We start from the raw sequence: 16,754 nt of genomic DNA, 5'->3' as shown, positions 1-16,754 counted from the left end.
CCGTCAAGCGATGGTACAAACTTGCTGCGCCGAGTGAACTGCGCGCCAAGCACAGCAATCAGAGGTGCGACTTGCACCACGCCCAACGACGTAGGCACGCGTCGGCTCAGCGAGCCGAGGGTCGGCGGCGGAAAATGGCAGCAAGCTCATGGATGCATTCGGTGGTTCTGGTCGCAAATCCGCCCATCGCACGAAAAGTTCGAGGCCTTCATCGTCGTCCGCTCCTCCCAGCCGAGGAGATTTACGCAGCGCAAACTCTAGCCAAAAATGGTCCAGTTTGCCGGCCTCCGCCGGCCTTCACGAAGCCGACGGGCGCTGTCACAACCAACTCGCCCCGCCGCGCCTTCTCGTAGCGGGCCGAGAGCGAGCGCTGGCGCAACAGATCCAGCTCGTACTCGTTGAGGCTGCCTTTGAGCCCGAGCAGCAGGAGGTCGTTGCCGTGCCTTGGCGCATAGATAGTCTCTTGATCGACCAGATACGCCCGTGAGCGCGACACCGTGTTTCCCGGGCTCAAGCTGTGGCACCAACAGCGCGCAGACGTCCAAGCGCTGCTGCCCTTACTCGCCACCTACCTCGGCCACGCCAACTATAGCGACACAGCCTACTACCTCACCGGCTCGTCGGATCTCCTCGCCATCGCGGCTGAGCGCGCCTTCCTCGCCGGAGGCGCGGCATGAACGAACACCTCCTGCCGGCGCCGCTCCTGGAGTCGTACTTTCGTCGTCGATTGACAAAGCAGCGCAACGCCACCTCCGCGACCCTGGCCCGCTATCGCGATGCCTTGCGCATGCTGATCCTCTTTGCCGCCGCCCGTTTGGGGAAGAAGCCGGCGGCGCTGGCCCTTGAGGATCTCGATCGGGACCTCGTTCTCGCCTTTCTTGACGAGCTTGAGGAGAAGCGGAACAACTCCGTCGCAACGCGCAACGCCCGACTAGCCGCGATCCGATCCTTCTTCCATCACGTCGCTGCCGCCGATCCCGCCTCGGTCGGCGTCTCCCAACGGGTTCTGACGATCGCCACCAACAAGGTTTGCGTAGCGACGAGCCCGCTTGAACTGCTGCCGCGTCCAATCCCCAAGGCTTCCTCGCCACCAACGCCCGAACATTTCTGACGGCCAGCCTCATGGGCCGATCAGGTCCGGAGGTCGCGGATATATTCCGTCGCTACGGTGCTGCCTGGCGAGAGCAGCACTGGACCTCGCTATCGACCGAACGAGGCGCAGCTATGACTGCCATCGAGCGCTTCCGAACTTCAGCGCTCGGAGGCCATGTCGAACAGTGCGACCGCTGTGGTGAACGACGGATCGCTTACAACAGCTGCCGTTCCCGCAGTTGCCCCAAGTGTCAGTGGCTCGCCCGAGCGGAATGGATCGAGGCTCGGCGGGAGGAGTTTCTCGATACGTGTACGTCTGGGCCGATGGCGTCTTCTTGCAGGCCCGCATGGAGTGCTGGAGTTGTGTAGTGCGCGGCGACCTCCCGATCCTGATCGATTTTGCCAAGGCCACATATCGGTGCAAGGACATCCGGATGATCGCGACGTTGACACGCCGGAGGACCATACCCGGATGGGCGAGAGCGCGGACCTCGGGTTCATGGATGTGGTCGAGTATCCGCCTGTACAGCTGGCCCTGCACAACGCTCTGTGCGACACTGAATATCCAGAAGCGGCGCGTCTCCACTCCCTTTATTCCGGCGGTAACGTCCTCTGATTCGGCAACGCGTGCTGCGAGCCTCAGCGTCAATGGGCTTCCCCCGAGCTGACGGACAAGCGCCTGGGCAACGGTGGGATCGGTGACACCCAAATTCAGAAGCAGTCTCTGCGCATCCGGTGCACTCAACGTCGCAAGTGGAAGCTCCACGGCTTTGACGCTCGAGCTCCAGGAAGCGCGGGGCTGTATCCGTCCTGAGATGATGATCCGAATGCGTGGGAATGCCGATTGCGCATTCTCCAGCATCCGCCACAATCCGAGGAATTCTTCCTGGGCTCGGTAGAAGACTTCTTCGAATGTGTCGAAGACCAGAAGTACGGGTACCTGCGAGGCCCCCTGCTCTTCACCCGCCGCCTGGGAAATCTCCCCAAGCATCGAACCGAACGAACGGTATAAAGTCTCCTCGGCGTTGGATAGATCCGCGGAACGGTTGCGGGTGACGCTTGCTCTTCGCCGCAGCCTGTCCCGCCCCGTTCTGTATTCATTTACGCGGCTTCGGAAACTCTGAATCGCCAGCCGAGCCATCCGGGACTTGAAATTCGAGCTGACTGGTGACCGCCACCAGAAGCGTGAAAGGCTCGCGGATGTCGACCGTCTCGGAATCGAACGTCAGATATGAGAACGGAAACCAGCCCGATTGCGGCGCATTCACGTGCTCGAGAAGAAACTTGCCGATAAGAGCCGTTTTCCCGATTCCGCCTGGGCCCCAGAGCACCATTGGCGGCTGAGACTCCAGTCCCACAAACGAACGCAGCCTCTCCCAGATGGAAGGTGCAACCACACCAACGAAATTGCGAAGAGCCTGGAGCTCAGTCTCGCGCCCAACAAACGTTTCATCCACGAGGTGCTCAAAGAGGGACACCGATGACCGGCGTCGCACAACCCTGTCGAACACGCTCCGCTCAGGCAGCCCGCCGAATTCGGATAGACCCCAATCATACAATTGACCCAGCGCGCGAAGCTCATCGAATGACAGGGCGGAGAGCTCGGGACTTTCTTCCCTGAGCCATTTTGCGAACATCACCTGCACATCCGTCGGATAAGCATCGTTCGCTTCCAGAACCCCCCGCATGGCCGGTCGACCGCCGTACTGCCAGAGCCAGGAAAGCGCCCGCCTTCTGACCTCGGGCTTGAGGCTGCGCAAGCGGAGATGGCTGAAACCGATAGCAGGCATCGAGTAGTCGAAAACCGCCTCGACGGGATCGACCCGCACGGAAAGTCCATTCCATGGGACCAGCGTCGCGGGATCGAAGACATGAAGGACAGCAGCGGAAAACAGAACGTGGAAGATGGCCTCGCCGATCTGCTCGGTTGCGCGCGCCGTCATTCTGCGATCGAGCTCGGCCAAAACTTTCGCGGTTGATAGCCTTTTGCTTTGCATGGTGTGTTATCCGACCAGCTGCACCAGGTCGGCCAGCCGTCGACCGACCTCGGACAGGTTTAAGACAGGATCCGGTAGGCCGGACTTCACCTTCTCGATCAATGCCTGGACTTCCTCAGGCGGTCTTGCGGCTGCAAACTCCCTGACGAATTCCTCGACCTTTGAAATGGGAAGTCCCGGAATATTCTCAATGGCGATCGTGCCGACAGGGTTCAGGAGATGCCCTGCAGAAAAATCCAGCAAAATCAAACGATGAAGGGTTTGCGCTGCTCCGTTAGTGATCACGTGCGACAAGGTGACAATCAGCTGTCGCGTGTCCGGCGAAGAGGCGAGCTCCTTATCGTTGAAGCCATCCAGGATGATCCAGCACTTCTTGTGGGTTGCCGCTGCGAACGTGACAAGCGTGTTGGCAAGCTCTTGGGGCCACCTGATGGCGTTCGTATCTCCTTTTTTGGGCAGCAGACCCAGGTCGCCACCTAGCTGGGTGGCGATATCCCTTGCCAGTTCGCCGGCCCCGATGGTCTCGCCCTGTCCCTTCTGAAGCCGTATGTGGCAGGAAATGATCTGCGGATAACGAGAGCGTATGTGCCTGACAAACTCGGCGGTGTAGGTCTTTCCGCTATCGGACGGCCCATTGATGACCACGATGGGCTGCTCGGGGACATCTTCCATGAGAGCCTTGAAGTGGTCGCGCACAGCCGCCCGACCAAGAAAGGGAAGTCTCTTGAAAAGCAGCTTCGAGCCGAACAGGTCGGGAATGGCCGGATCCACTGCCGATGCGGCGGTGATCTTTTGGATCATCTGCTCGATCTTGGCGTCGCCCGGAACGAGCCTCTCGAGAAACCGGGCCATGATGGGAGGCTTTTTGTAAAAGCCGTCCAGGATACATGCATTGATGGCTGCAGTGTAAAGCGGATCGACGGCCCCGCCGTCAGGGACCTGCGACCAAAGTCTCTGAGGAAGAGCGGAGGTAAGTATCGAGCGGATCGCGCCCTAAGCCCCATGCCTTGCGTTCAGCTGCGAGCGAACGTAGTCGATTTCATCACTCGTCAACATTCAGGCCGATCTCGAACTGTATTGTGCAGCTCGCCGCCGAGGACCGAAGCTGCTGGCCGCGAAACGACGCTCCCAGAAAAATTTGCCGCCCAATCGGCAGATAAACTGCCGGCCGACCGCATCGCCCATCCGACCGTCCTTCAGCCGGCCGCCCATCAACAACGTAGGGTCGCAAGTTTACCCGATGCCTGTGCCGAGGAAAGGGCTTTTTGCCGACTCTTCCTGATCAGCCCATGAAGTTTGCGGCTGTGCAAGTACCGGTCCCGGCTCTGCCGACGCCTCTTTTGACTGATTTTTCTGTTTTCCGGAAACGCCCCATCCATCACAACAGGCAAGGGCGCCTTGACTGGGATATGGGTGAACACGCGAGACGCAAGCGAGCTCTCGGGCCTATCCGGTGCATGCCGAATTGGCTGGCACACCAAGAGAGGCCGGTGCCGGGACAGCTAGTCCGTTGCCGTCCCTCATCAGGTTTAACTGAGTTCCGAGGATTTGCCCCGTCTCGCACGTGCTGCCTCAAAACAATGCTTCGGCAAAATTTACCGCTCGGAGGCGATAGGAATGGCTTGGAGTCGAATAATCGGTCGCAAAAGACACGCTCAAGGTAGCTCCCGAAGGGCTGCATCGTAGAAAACCGTCGCGATTAATTAGCGCGATTGAAATTAAATTTACGCATAAAGCCTGCGCTTGATAGTTTGCTATGAAATACTTCAAACTCTACCTGCCCGTGCGTCCGATGGGCGCCCGACATTTGGTGAGCCGCTTGCAGACAGAGCAACCCATCGTCGTTTGAGGCCGCAAGCTCCATCTTGTAAAGTGCGGTGAACTTCAAGCTTCCCGCAATCGGCCGCTATGAAATCGAACACCGACGCTCTGCCATACGCATGGAGTGTAGGCGTCCGGGCGGCATCAAAATACAGCAGCTAGCAGTAGCAAATTCCGCGTCAGGCGCCATCGCAGTGAGTTGCGCAGGAATATCGGAATAGAGTACCCGCCGCACCAGCACTGCAAATTCCGACCTTTTTTTCTTTCGCAATACGCATCGCTTGATGCGTCCGCTTGTCGACATACGTCATATCCGCATAGGCCGCCAACAACTGAAATGCGCGTCGTTCAAATCGCTACCCTTCCATTCATTGGCATCCGCCCTAAATTTATCGACACTGGGTTGGACGATTGAGACGGGAATCGCCTTGCAGACACCGTGGCTTTAAGTTTGTCCCACGGCAATTGCGTCACGCGGTTAACCACCCGCAATTTGCCGCGAAACGCGCCGCGCGCACCCACTTCGCCGACTGTTGTGTTTTCGTCGATATCGGATAGATCGATGCCACTTGCTTCGAGAAGCTTGCGTTAAAGCGCCGACGCCAAAATCGCCGCAGGGATCCCAAGAAAGTCGCTGACGGGCTTCCGCATCGGAAAGACGCCGATCGCCGCGCTTCTTGATGTCCTCGCTCAATGTACGGTGCATGGCGCTGACGCCCTGTCGATCTCCTCCGGAGACGGACATTTCCCCGCAGAAAATCGACCACTTTGAGGAGGAAAACCTACGCCCGCTGCGCCCTGACGCAACCCCGATTTCACGAGGGACACGGTCGCGATGGGACATGCAACGCAATCCATTTAAACAGCTTTGGCGTGAGCGTGAGGAGCCGCTCCTCGGCGGCGTTTGCCTGCGAGGGCGTTTGCGCGCACAACGCCAGAGCAATCTCAGGATGTAGACAGGCCACACTGCCGCCGTGGTCCAACACTTGGAATACGGCTATTGTCATAGAAAGCGCTTCTGTCGGATATCCACCCTCGGCAGACCGCTTGATGAGCTCATGCGGCGCCGTGTGACAAAAATTGGCGTTATCGGGATCGAGCCATCGGCGGCGACATCAACTAGAGTAGCAGCAATTGCGGGCGGCAGCGCTGCAATCACCTCAAGTCCCTGTTTTTCGAATGTCGGCGATCGTCGGGTTCTCCTTGCCCAGGGCTTCGGCGACCCAACCATAGCTGTTTCCAAACGCCGCGCCGAATTTGCCGATTGCTTGCTTATAGTCCTCCTCGATATTTTCTAGTCCTTCTCGATATTTTCGATCGTTTGGTCATCCATCGGCTGGATACCAAGCTGCGTTTCAAAGCACTTGTACTGCCGGGCCCGCTTTGCGGGCTTCGACGATTTCGTGTTATTCGGCATGCAAAATTGGCATTGACTCGCTTTTGATGCAGTTCGAGGGATCTCTTGCGCATTGATTGGGGAGAACCAGCGCCATGCAGTAAGCACTCCACCGCTCCCGTCTGGTGCCGCATGGGCTTGTTGTAGAGAGTGCGTGCTACGAGGGCGATACGGCCGTCATCATGGTCCGGACGTCCGGAGGTGTCGGCCTGTGACCATCATGCGGGACCGTTTCTCGGTATATCCATAGCCAGTATCGGCGACGCGTGACCGCTCTGCCGCTATGCGGGCGGGTCGTAGAGCTCTTGGTGATCGCCCGCCGCTTCCGCTGCGACGCCGTCCTGTGCGGACGCCCGATCCTCACTGAGCGTTTCGCCGATGGGCTCCATCAGCGCGACGTACGGCGAGGCTGGACTCTATCGTCCATCACCTTGGTCAGGCGCTCGGCGGTCCGCCGCAGGCGGCTTCGCAAGACGGCTAATGCTGCCAGTGAGCAAGGGCACGCTTCTGCGCGTCGTCGAACGCCGCACCCTAACTGGGGAAGTGCAGCCGTTGAAGCTGTTTGTCGCTGCGATGCTCAAGCGGCCCACCTGTTTCAAATGAACTAAACCAAAGCCGCTCGGATTTGGGAGCTGCTAAATTCGGTGGCTGGAGCACGAAGCCAGCGTGAGGAGTAGCTAAGCTCGCTTCGTTTACCCTACGATTTCAGCCTCTCGAATAGCCGTTTCTGCCTTTCCGGATCACTGGATTCGGTGAAGGGCGTCATGCTGTCCTTCCGAATAAACGTCGAGCAGCGCTGGCAAGGCCAATGGCCGCAAAGCAAGCTTAGGCGAAGAGGTATGCCGCGGTTGCGCCTCTCGTAAGTAGGTGATCGGCAAGTGGCTAAACCCCATCAGCGAATTTGCGGACACACGGAAGAATGGACGCTGAGGCTCTCTACGTGCCAGCCTCGCGCCGCGACGATGCGCAAGTGGTCGCGATACCTCCGCTCTGATTCAAGGGATCTAGTGATGCCGCGGCCTTCAGAAACCTTCTGGCCTGCGTAGGCGCAGCTTCGGCAGTTCGTCACACGATCCAGTCATGCCATAAGTAAGCACTTGGGCAGCTATCAGATCACGTCAATAAAGTAAGAAGACATAGCACGCGCTGTCTGTTGGCGGTGTGGATTGTCGGATTTACGACGAAGCATCTGTGAGCTGCAGACACGAAATCCACTTCAAACCCCATTTTATGGTTTAGCTGGTTGGCACGGTTGTTGCCAACATTTCGAAGGTCAAACCAGGAAAACGAGGATGTTGCAATTGTCCGCGATCTTGCCGCTCGCCGCGCTCCTGCTTGTCCGGCCAGCATTTGGCGAGCAGAACAACCCACTGACACCACGCAATCTCGGCGGCGCGACAATGACCGAGTTTGCTGGAAAATGGTACAATGAGGAGAGCACCGGTATCATCACGCAGATACTTGTCGACCATCAGTTCGACAAAATCCTTGTTCGCGCGTGGAGCAGATGCCTTCCGACCGACTGCGATTGGGGCACTGCGCGGACGGAGAGTTTCGAGGCCTACTATGGAATCCTACAGGTTGAATGGCACTCTAAGTCCTTAGTTCGATCCACAATCTTGACGCTTGGAGAACGTGATCGATTGCGCGTAAAGACGAAAGTTCACTTCATCGACAACTTGGGCAGATCGGATTATTCTTTTGTTGAAAATCTCGTCCGAGCGCCTGAGGAGGCCTCCCGCAAGCGCGGCTACTCGCCAGTTAGCGCCCTCGAGACCACGCGTTCAATTTTTGGATCAACAATAGTGGCTGATCTGTCGTCGCCATCGAGCAGCTTATGCCCCTCTTTCCAAACGCGCTTGCCCGCTTCGTGTAAATTCGGCTCCGACTCGACAGCGAATGCATCGAGGCCAGAGCTCAATAGTTCATCATCCCTTTTAACGCTCACTCATCGTAAGCAGCGCTTAAGACCGGGCGAAGGATCCGGGGCACCGAAATTGGGCGAGGACACTGGATGTAAGGTTAGTCAGGATCAGGCACAAACGGACTTTCGTCGGTTAGACGCTGGCGAGCATTCCTCCAGCAAGGGAGCGAGAATAGAGCATGGCACGCGAACGACGATTTTCGCGTCATTGCAGTGTGCTGAATCTAGAGCGATTGCAGCTAAGGCCACGCGATTGCAGGCACGGGGTAGCAACCTTTGCAGTCGCCAATCTTAAAACGGTTTGGTGACTCCCAGCCGCCTTGGTACACGATCTATCCAACGGTATCCCAGTTCTCCGCTGACGTCGGTGCCAAGGCTTATGAGGAGTGGCTGAGGCGCCTGGCGCCTTGCGAGCCTGTGTCGCTCTACTTTCACATTCCGTTCTGCCGGTCGAATTGCTGGTATTGCGGCTTTCCAACCGCCGTGACCCTGCAGGACGCACCTATTCTCGATTATTTGACTGTGCTGCGTGAAGAGATCCGTTTGATCGCGGAGAAAGTACCCAAAGAATTACCTGTGAGCGACGTACATTTCGGCGGAGGAACGCCTACCCTTATCAAGCCAGCGCAGTTCCTGGATTTGATGAGACTTTTACGTCTCCGCTTCGCATTCAGCAGATCTGCGACCATCGCCATTGAGATAGATCCGCGTGCATTCACGACAGAGATGGCAGAGGCCTTAGGCGCAGCCGGAGTGAGCCGCGCGAGCCTTGGCGTGCAGACTTTTGATCCCATTGTTCAAAGGGCCATCAACCGGGTTCAGACTAAGGCGCAGACGGCGGCTGCAGTCAAAAATCTACGCGAGCACGGAATAAGCGGTATTAACTTCGATCTCATCTACGGTCTTCCAAGGCAGACGGTGCAGTCTTGCGTACGGACTGCGACACTAGCTGCGACCATGCGTCCAGACCGGCTAGCGGTCTTCAGCTACTCGCACATTCCTTCATTCAAGAAGAATCAGCGCCTCATCGACGAGGCGAAGTTACCAGATAACGGCGCCCGCGCGGAACAGGCCGCGGCCGTGGCCGATACACTAGTCGCCGCCGGCTATCGCCAAGTTGGGCTCGACCATTTCGCCTTGCCTGAGGACGAGCTCGCACTGGCGCAGAAGGCTGGTCGTCTGCGGCGGAACTCATTGGGCTACTCGGCAGATACCTGTAGGACCCTGATCGGCTTCGGGCCGTCAGCTGTTGGGCGATTGGGGGACGGCTACGTCCAGAACGAAGTTACCGAGGGCTCTTACAGCGGGCAGATCAGAGCTGGCCGTCTGGCGACATTGAAGGGCTGCTACCTCACTTCGGAAGATCGCGTCCGAGGCGCAATCATCGAACGGCTGATGTGTGATCTGGAGGCCGACGTGCCGGCAATCTGTGCCGCCCACGGATTTGATCCAATTTCTTTCCTCGATTCAGCTGAACGCTTGGCGCTCCTCGTTGAAGACGGGATAGCGGACTTCGAAGACGGTTTGATCCGCGTAAGGCATGAACATCGTTTTCTGATTCGATCTGTTGCTGCCGCCTTCGACGCTTATCCTTACCGCGCACCCAGCTAGCATAGCGTCCCTCGACAGGCCGCACTATTTGCCGCCATTCCGGAACTCATTCCGGTTAGGGCGCGACAAGCAGGATGAGAGCGCGTATTGCTCATGGAGGAATGTTCCCGACGACGCGATCGTTGCCTCATTTATTTTGCTCCCAAGAAGACGGACGGTCGGTACGGGGGAGGCCGGTCGTGGAGCTGGGCGGGTTGCGCAACGACCGGCCTCCCCGTACCGGAAGCGGGCGATGTCCCCGCCCAACCCATCCGCGCCGCAGGAACCGCCGATCCAAACAGCAGCGCGCTGCCTGCTCGCTGCGCCAGGATTTCAGGCGGCGCTGTAGCGTTCGCAGCAGCTTGTCCGGGTATGCGCCCGGATATTCCGCCGGTATCCTCGTCAGGAGTTCGGCGCCGGTTCGCCACGGCTCGGCCTTGAACCACTCCTGCAGCTTTGGGATCGCCTGAAGGAGCGGATCAGGCCGACGACGACCTCACTTCGCTTTGAGATTGGCCGGTCCATCGGTCGAGATGAGCCCTCTTTCCAAGCCGTTCGCAAGCTGGCGAGGAACAAGTCGATCGGCGGGGCCACAGCAATCGCATCGTCCGGCGACTTCACGTCGGCAAAGTTGGCCAGACGTTGCTGCGCGGACCGAATGTCACGCAGCAGCTCGACCGGGTCCAAACTGACGCAGATTTCCTGCAGTCGGGCCCGAACCGCATCGGAGTATGTGGGTCGCCTGCCAGGCGTTGATGCGGCATCGTCGGTGCACTGTAAGATTTTCTGACGCGTGCGCCATCGCGCTGTTTTCCGATCAGCTTGAACGACGGCTGGAAGAAGTTCACGAATAGACGCACTGAGCGATAGAGTTGTCCAAGCAACGCAGCCGCCTCGAGCCCCTCAAACCGCCGATAACCAACCGTCCGTCGGGCCACGGCTCCGTTCTTCTGTTCGACAAATGCCTGGTCGTTCTTGCGGTAAGGTCGGCACCGAGTGAGGACAATGTTCGCCTGCTCACAATATGCTTTTAGCGTCTCGTTTATGAACACGGTATCATTATCGGCATCGATGCCCTGGAGGGAAAACGGCAGCTGTCGGCGAAGTTCTGTCAACACGGTGTTCAGGAGCGTTTGCTCACGCACGAGCAACGGCGCACACTCCGTCCAACCGGTCACAATATCCGTGAGCAGCAGCGTCTGGACAAAACTGCCGCGCGCCGAGGGTCCGCTGTGGGCGACCAGATCGGCTTCGACAAAGCCGGGCGCCGGATCCTTCCAGTCGGCGGACGTCTGTACGGGGATGCTCCGTCGCAATGCGCTCGCCACCGGCCGACGGCGCTGGCGCCCACCCTCCTGTCGGACCTTGCCCAGCGCCCGGTCGATCGTCGACGCGCTCATCACTAGCAGCTTCGCGCGGATTTCGGGCGCCAGGGCATGTGGCCGTTCCGTTCGATCGACTCGATCAGGAGCGGCAGCAGCGCTTTCAATCTCTTGCCGCAAATCCGGTCCGATGTCCCAAAGAACTGCCAGCGCATTTCATTCAGCTTGCTCGTAATCTGGCGACGGGTGCGCCGAACCGAGGATTGCCCGATATCGCCTCGGAGCAGGCGCATCGCATGCTTTCGGTGGAAGCCCGTCACAACCACAAACTCGTCAGGAATTCGTGCCTTCTCCGCGCGGCTCGCCTCTCTGTAGCGCTGCCCCACAGCGGCGGTCAGTTCTCTTCGAGTCGCATGCTCAGTGCCTCATTGTCGCCCCCGCAGTCCCAACCCACTGGGGGACAAATTGCGTGAGGCAACGGCCTAGCATTCAGGAACATTTCAGGCGGCGCAATGTGAGTTCTCATCTTGATCGCGGCCGCCCAGTGGCAGTGATGGCGCGCATGCAACGTGGAGAAGTAATTTAAGCAGCTTTGCCGCCGAAAATGAATTTCATTTGATTCATAGATTAGTCGGTCAAGAAAAGTGAAATGGCCATCTACAAAGGCGCGAACTATCTGCAACAGTCTTCCAGCGAAGCTTTTGATCGGGATTACGGGCCAGGAGCCGCAGCTCCCAACGCTGGAATTTACCGGTGCATGGGCTGTCATCGCGAGATCGGCATTTCAGCTGCAACGTGTTGCCACCGCTAGGACATCACGCGCACACCCCTTCACAAAGGTTCGATCCGGTGGCGTTGATCGTCTACGCTGACTATAAGCCAAAATAGTGTGACAAGCGACGTCCGGTGAAAGCCGGACTTCGGCAGTACACACTTCTCGCGACTGAATCTGGTCGCATTCGGTCGCTGGCGACACGTGTCGTTGGCGAGTTTGAGCGAAAGTCCAATGACCCCGCTTGTTCACGTACACGAGACAGCCAGGATAGCCTCGATTTCAGCCAAAGGTCGGACATGTTCGATGTGTATCTAAACGATAGAGATGATCTGCGGGTTGTTCACGGGGAGCTCCGCTGCCAGCCACGGGTTCGCTCACGAAGAGGCGAAAGAAGAAGACGCCGGTATCGGCGTCAGTCACGAGATCAGGCTAGCTATTCAGAAGCAAGGTTATTACGTGCGAAAGGCAAGCGATTTCGGTAAACATTAGGAAGACCACTATCGCCGATTAAAGCAAGTCGACGCACCCGCGAAACGGACGCTCGAATACGTAGCTGGCTTTCAATAGTGGATGGCCGGTCGGAAGCCGTCGTGTGGCCGGGCACGACCTTATTCTTCTTCGCTTTGCGAGACCAGCTGCGCGTCAGCGGCCTCCATCGCGCACGTGGAGTTGAGGAAGAATCTTAGATTGGTGTAATCACGCTGACAAATGTGCGGCAAGCTTTGGCTGTCGCTATATGAGCGGCATTCCTTTCAGTACCTGTGCTCGCCCATGACTGAAAGCAATTCGGAATCGACTGGCCATTCGCCGTCGCAGGATATATCGGCGGGCGGGGCCTGGGAGATTGTATCGTCAGATCGCTCGGATTATACTGAGGCAGTCTAGCTGCCTCAGATGCGGGACTTAGCGATTATATATTTCGCCAGTGGTGTTTTGAGTATCGCTCGGATGAGATTGCCGGCGAAGACGCCCCAACCTCCTCCTGAACCGCTCTGTTAGTCGTTTCATCAGGCGGCGCAAAGCGAGCATCGGCAAGGAGCACGGACTCTTTATACGGACGATTCATTCGAGCCTCCGGGTGATCTGTCTCTATCCCGGACAGCAACGCGCCGGGAGACGTGCTGAAGTCCAGCGACGGGTTATCCTGCGACGGATCGCGGACAAAGTCAGGACCATCGCGCAACCGGGAAGACTCACTATACGGAAGGTTCATGCGAGACCGGGGAAGACGCGCCTGCGCTCCTGCAAGCGTCGCGACGACTTCCGCCGACGGAGCGCCCCTTCGCAAGAGGTCAGGACTGTCGTGCAGCGCGGACTCACGATATGGAAGGTTCAAGCGAGACCGCGGAAGACGCGTCTGCGCCCCGCCCTGCGAATTGCCCGCCCTGTTGAGCATCGCCGGCGTCCTTAGCGCGCTGAGCTGCTGCTGAAAGTCCGTTGGACCGTCTTGCCGGCTCGTCCTCTCTTCGGGGATTGGTGGCAACCGGTCGGTAGTGTTAACGCGCATACCTAGTCTCCAATTGAGAACCGCCACAGCCGTTCCGAACCCTTAGATAGCAGAGCTGCCTTTCGAGAAGCTGACGAGATCGCTGTCGCGCAGATTGGCTGATCAGAAGATCGCTGGGTCTCACCGGACTGGCACTTCACCGGCCGCCCTATTCGCGAGCACTACGCCACCGCGCAGGGCGCACTGCCGGCGCCCGCTGTTAGGTATGGACAACCGCTATATCGACCCCAAGTATATCGCACCTGAATCCGGTGTCGCGCCGGAGCCGCTTTGAGGCGTTTGGTTGAGAACGAGTGATCAGTTTGATGTCGATAGGTTCGCGGCAGTCGTGCCGAGCGATATCCTGGAGGTCGTCGTCATCCGTTGGCGCAAACGCGCAATCCAGCAGAGAGCCTATGGTCTTGAGTCTTGCTAATCGTCGAACATTCGCCGCGGCCGGGTTGTTTACCCTCGTGTGCGGACAAACTTTGATGCAGCAGGGGTGGGCCGCACAAGTCGGGAGCCCCGTGGTCGCCGGCTATCTGGCCCCTTGGAAGGCTCGGCCAGGCGGCCCGAGCATCAGGACGATCCCGGCTCGCGAGCTGACCCACTTGATGTACGCATTCGGTACCGTCTCGGCAGAAGGACTGGCTGAACTTACGGACAGTTGCCTCGACGCCGGAGCCTGCGATGGGACGGCGCCCGGTCCGTTCGGCGGCAACTTCGCCCAACTCGCCGAATTGAAGCGGAGCAATCCGCAGCTTCGGATCCTGATTTCGTTAGGCGGTTGGAACGGATCGAAATATTTCTCGGCCGCAGCTGCCACGCCGCTCTCGCGCGCGCGGTTTGCACAATCCGTCGTCGAGGCGTTCTTTCGGCCGTATCCAGGTCTGTTCGATGGCGTCGATGTCGATTGGGAATTTCCTGTCTCAGGAGGACGTCCCGGAAATCTTGCGCACATCGAGGACCGTGGCAATTTTACGCTCCTGATTGCGGAGCTCCGCCGAAAGCTCGCGGGCTTTTCCGCGTTGGAGCGCCGGAGCCTGGAGCTCACCATCGCGGTGTCGTCGACGCCTGACAAAATTATCAATCTAGAGGCGGCCGCTCTCGCTCGCCTGGTCGACCGAATCAATGTGATGGCCTACGACTATCATGCGGGCTCGGCCTTTGCCGGCTTCAATGCCCCACTGTTCGCCGGCGCCGGAGATCCAAATCCCGACCTGAATGTCGATGCGAGCGTGACCGCCTTGATCCGTTCCGGCGTGCCGCCAGCCAAGGTGACGCTCGGGATGGCCTTCTATAGCCGAGCCGTTGCGGGCGTGCCGCAAGAAAAGGGCGGGCTTTTCCAACCGGGGGCTACAGCGAGCGAGGAGTGGGGAGGAAGCGACGGCATCGATTATCGAGATCTCGTTGCCCGGCGACCGGAGGAGCAGGGGTTTCGCCGTTATTGGAGCGACGAGGCCCAGGTGCCGTGGCTCTACAGCGCCGAACGGCGCTTGTGGATCAGCTACGACGACCCACTCTCCATCGCATGCAAGGCGACGTACGCTCGCACCCATGCGCTCGCCGGAGTCGTGGTCTGGGACTTATTCGCCGATGACGGTTCGCTGCTCGCAGCACTCCGCCCCCCACCTGTACGAAGGTCCGAATAGGAGCGTAGCTACTGTCCTGCTCGGCGTAATCGAGAAGTCGGGCAGCACTGTTGTTTGACCAGTCGCCGACAAGGGGGCGGCTTTGCGGTTGCCAAGATCGCAAACGATGGATATTTATCCGCGCCGCTGGGCAACGTCGCCTTACGGGCATCGATCTTCCATTCGGGGCAGGTCTTGAGTCTCAAGCAGGCGGTGGGCGTGATGAGCGAAGCGCAGCTCGGCGCCAAGCCAGCCAAAAAGGAGGTGGATGATATTGTCGCATTCCTTCATTCGCTAACCGGGCAGCTGCCAAAGATCAAATACCCGCTCAAATAGACGGGCTTTTGCTCTCATCCCTGGACTGCCGTCAGCAATTTAAAGCGGATGCTAACTCTGAAAGCGTTGTCGGTTTGACGACACCCCGTCTTCCAACTCGCCACGGGCGAATCTTTCGCGGGTTGCATGCTCCAACTCTTTTCGGTGCTTGTGAAGATAGCTGGAAGCCTGGTCGGGAGTCCTGAATGTCGTCTGAAGTTGGCACAGTTTCCGCTTAGCGCCGATAGCAGTAGGAAAGTGATTACTTGGCCGTCTTGCAAATTATTCCTCAGGCGTGATCCGCACGGACTTCATGTAGTCGTCTCCTAAGACTCTCAGTTCTCTGGAAAAGCGCCCGCAGACGCGTTCAAAAGGCAAACGGCTACTGAATAGAGGCAACATGAGCTTATTAGCACCCGGGCATCGCTGAGGAAATCTGGCAGAGCCCTCCTGGAGATCGACTCGGCCGACATGCACAGAACTGGTGCCGACATTCTCGCAAGAAAGGCACACCGCCGTCGGGTGAGAGCGGCATGGGGCACGCTGATCGATACCGGCCCCCTTCAGAGGTGAAAACATGCCGGGCGGAATAAACGCCGCCCGGACCGGGCCCCACGAGTAAGATTTTCTACGTCGTCTACCAGAGCGGAGGAACCACGAGAAGGGTGAACTCGCCCCCCATCAATCTCGCGGCTGGGTGGTTGCATGATCTATACGCATTTGGTGATGTATAAATAGAAACTCGGCGCGCTGGCATCGCCCGGACATGATAAGCTGGCTCAGACTCGGTTCGCCAACGCGAAAAACCCCTCCGGGTCGCCGATATAGCGCCGTCGGAACCGGAGCCACCCTCCCAGAGAACATGCGATCATCTATCGCGTCTGCGGGAAGCGGCGACACGCCGGTAGAAGGACGGAGGCTCTCTCATCAGACGACGCGAGAGCCTCTCTCAATGACTTAGCTGCTCCGCCGCGCAGATCTGGCGCGGCCATTACAGCTCGCATCGCTATGTATTGTCGGGTGCGACGACAAGCTTAGGCGCACTTGCCCAAAGCTTTGACTGCGATGGATTGCAGACCGTCTTCGCCGAGTTCCTCGACCGAGCTCACGCGCGCTCCGACACCGATCTCCGCGCCAGCTTCCAGAACACCGATGCAACTGAAGTAAATCTCCCAATTAGGGGTCCCTTGAGAAAACCGAACTGGCAGCCTGGTCCGCACCACGGTGCCAACCGTCCCTACTTCGGACGCTGACCGACCGCTGCCAATCAGATGCTCGTGCTACTGCAGGTGGCTCCGTACTCGGTTGAACGCATCGTCCACGACCGAGCTTGGATCAGTATATTGCTCATCCCGCTTAGACGTGCATCCGATATCCACCTCGCCCCCATTGAGAGGCGCGAGCC

At 58.5% G+C, this 16,754-nt stretch carries 11 protein-coding genes and 2 pseudogenes; 8 read left to right on the top strand and 5 right to left on the bottom strand.

The annotated features are described in order from the left end of the window. Positions 1 to 241: 241 nt before the first annotated feature. Positions 242 to 496: a hypothetical protein gene (locus AOQ71_RS44220; protein ID WP_245317322.1), complete on the bottom strand. Its 255-nt coding sequence runs from the start codon at positions 494 to 496 to the stop codon at positions 242 to 244. A 1-nt stretch (position 497) separates the two neighbouring features. Here AOQ71_RS44220 and AOQ71_RS34315 point away from each other — a divergent pair, with 1 nt between their 5' ends. The 3 genes and pseudogenes from AOQ71_RS34315 to AOQ71_RS44215 form a co-directional block, all read left to right on the top strand. Then, positions 498 to 677: a site-specific integrase gene (locus AOQ71_RS34315; RefSeq protein WP_057756812.1), complete on the top strand. Its 180-nt coding sequence runs from the start codon at positions 498 to 500 to the stop codon at positions 675 to 677. Further along, positions 674 to 1,111, top strand: a complete 438-nt coding sequence (locus AOQ71_RS34310) for a site-specific integrase (RefSeq protein WP_245317321.1) — start codon at positions 674 to 676, stop codon at positions 1,109 to 1,111. The genes AOQ71_RS34315 and AOQ71_RS34310 overlap by 4 nt, the downstream gene beginning before the upstream one ends. An 11-nt stretch (positions 1,112 to 1,122) precedes the next feature. Next, positions 1,123 to 1,395 (top strand): annotated as a pseudogene (locus tag AOQ71_RS44215) (transposase zinc-binding domain-containing protein); the annotation flags it as partial. Positions 1,396 to 2,189: 794 nt separating this feature from the next. On the opposite strand, the gene AOQ71_RS34300 reads toward AOQ71_RS44215, so the two are convergent. Next, a complete protein-coding gene (locus AOQ71_RS34300) occupies positions 2,190 to 3,089 on the bottom strand; it encodes a P-loop NTPase family protein (RefSeq protein WP_157083759.1) in 900 nt (299 codons plus the stop codon). 6 nt (positions 3,090 to 3,095) lie between these two features. Continuing rightward, positions 3,096 to 3,941 carry a P-loop NTPase family protein gene (locus AOQ71_RS34295; protein ID WP_057756806.1) on the bottom strand — a complete coding sequence of 282 codons (846 nt, stop codon included), beginning with the start codon at positions 3,939 to 3,941 and terminating at the stop codon, positions 3,096 to 3,098. Positions 3,942 to 5,968: 2,027 nt separating this feature from the next. On the opposite strand from AOQ71_RS34295, the gene AOQ71_RS45635 reads away from it, so the two are divergent. Further along, on the top strand, positions 5,969 to 6,208 hold the full coding sequence (locus AOQ71_RS45635; protein ID WP_157083758.1) for a hypothetical protein: 240 nt from the start codon (positions 5,969 to 5,971) through the stop codon (positions 6,206 to 6,208). 364 nt (positions 6,209 to 6,572) lie between these two features. Beyond that, a complete protein-coding gene (locus AOQ71_RS50460; RefSeq protein ID WP_430648671.1) occupies positions 6,573 to 6,914 on the top strand; it encodes a hypothetical protein in 342 nt (113 codons plus the stop codon). 627 nt (positions 6,915 to 7,541) lie between these two features. Here the strand turns inward: AOQ71_RS50460 and AOQ71_RS45630 are convergent. Next, on the bottom strand, positions 7,542 to 7,778 hold the full coding sequence (locus tag AOQ71_RS45630; RefSeq protein WP_157083757.1) for a hypothetical protein: 237 nt from the start codon (positions 7,776 to 7,778) through the stop codon (positions 7,542 to 7,544). Between the two features lie 728 nt (positions 7,779 to 8,506). Here AOQ71_RS45630 and hemN point away from each other — a divergent pair. Beyond that, the gene (gene hemN / locus AOQ71_RS34290; RefSeq protein ID WP_057756803.1) at positions 8,507 to 9,841 is read left to right on the top strand and encodes an oxygen-independent coproporphyrinogen III oxidase; all 1,335 of its coding nucleotides are present in this window, start codon (positions 8,507 to 8,509) and stop codon (positions 9,839 to 9,841) included. A 289-nt stretch (positions 9,842 to 10,130) separates the two neighbouring features. Here hemN and AOQ71_RS34285 read toward each other — a convergent pair. Next, a pseudogene (locus AOQ71_RS34285) lies at positions 10,131 to 11,540 on the bottom strand (ISNCY family transposase); the annotation flags it as partial. 2,279 nt (positions 11,541 to 13,819) lie between these two features. On the opposite strand from AOQ71_RS34285, the gene AOQ71_RS34280 reads away from it, so the two are divergent. Both AOQ71_RS34280 and AOQ71_RS34275 read left to right on the top strand, forming a co-directional pair. Beyond that, entirely contained in the window at positions 13,820 to 15,055 is a 1,236-nt protein-coding gene (locus AOQ71_RS34280) for a glycoside hydrolase family 18 protein (RefSeq protein ID WP_162268442.1), read from the top strand. 54 nt (positions 15,056 to 15,109) lie between these two features. Further along, positions 15,110 to 15,370 (top strand): hypothetical protein, encoded by a 261-nt coding sequence (locus AOQ71_RS34275; protein WP_057756799.1) that lies wholly within the window; start codon positions 15,110 to 15,112, stop codon positions 15,368 to 15,370. Positions 15,371 to 16,754 lie beyond the last annotated feature (1,384 nt).

Source organism: Bradyrhizobium manausense (assembly GCF_001440035.1).
Classification (GTDB): domain Bacteria; phylum Pseudomonadota; class Alphaproteobacteria; order Rhizobiales; family Xanthobacteraceae; genus Bradyrhizobium; species Bradyrhizobium manausense.
The sequence above is the reverse complement of the archived record's forward strand: the minus strand, read 5'-3'. Positions and strand labels throughout refer to the sequence as shown.

Excerpts from the sequence above, each read along its gene's own strand:
- AOQ71_RS34280 (WP_162268442.1), top strand. The coding sequence starts at position 13,820 with ATGGTCTTGAGTCTTGCTAATCGTCGAACATTCGCCGCGGCCGGGTTG.
- AOQ71_RS45635 (WP_157083758.1), top strand. The coding sequence starts at position 5,969 with ATGCGGCGCCGTGTGACAAAAATTGGCGTTATCGGGATCGAGCCATCG.
- AOQ71_RS34295 (WP_057756806.1), bottom strand. The coding sequence starts at position 3,941 with ATGGCCCGGTTTCTCGAGAGGCTCGTTCCGGGCGACGCCAAGATCGAG.
- AOQ71_RS34310 (WP_245317321.1), top strand. The coding sequence starts at position 674 with ATGAACGAACACCTCCTGCCGGCGCCGCTCCTGGAGTCGTACTTTCGT.
- AOQ71_RS45630 (WP_157083757.1), bottom strand. The coding sequence starts at position 7,778 with ATGGTCGACAAGTATCTGCGTGATGATACCGGTGCTCTCCTCATTGTA.
- AOQ71_RS34300 (WP_157083759.1), bottom strand. The coding sequence starts at position 3,089 with ATGCAAAGCAAAAGGCTATCAACCGCGAAAGTTTTGGCCGAGCTCGAT.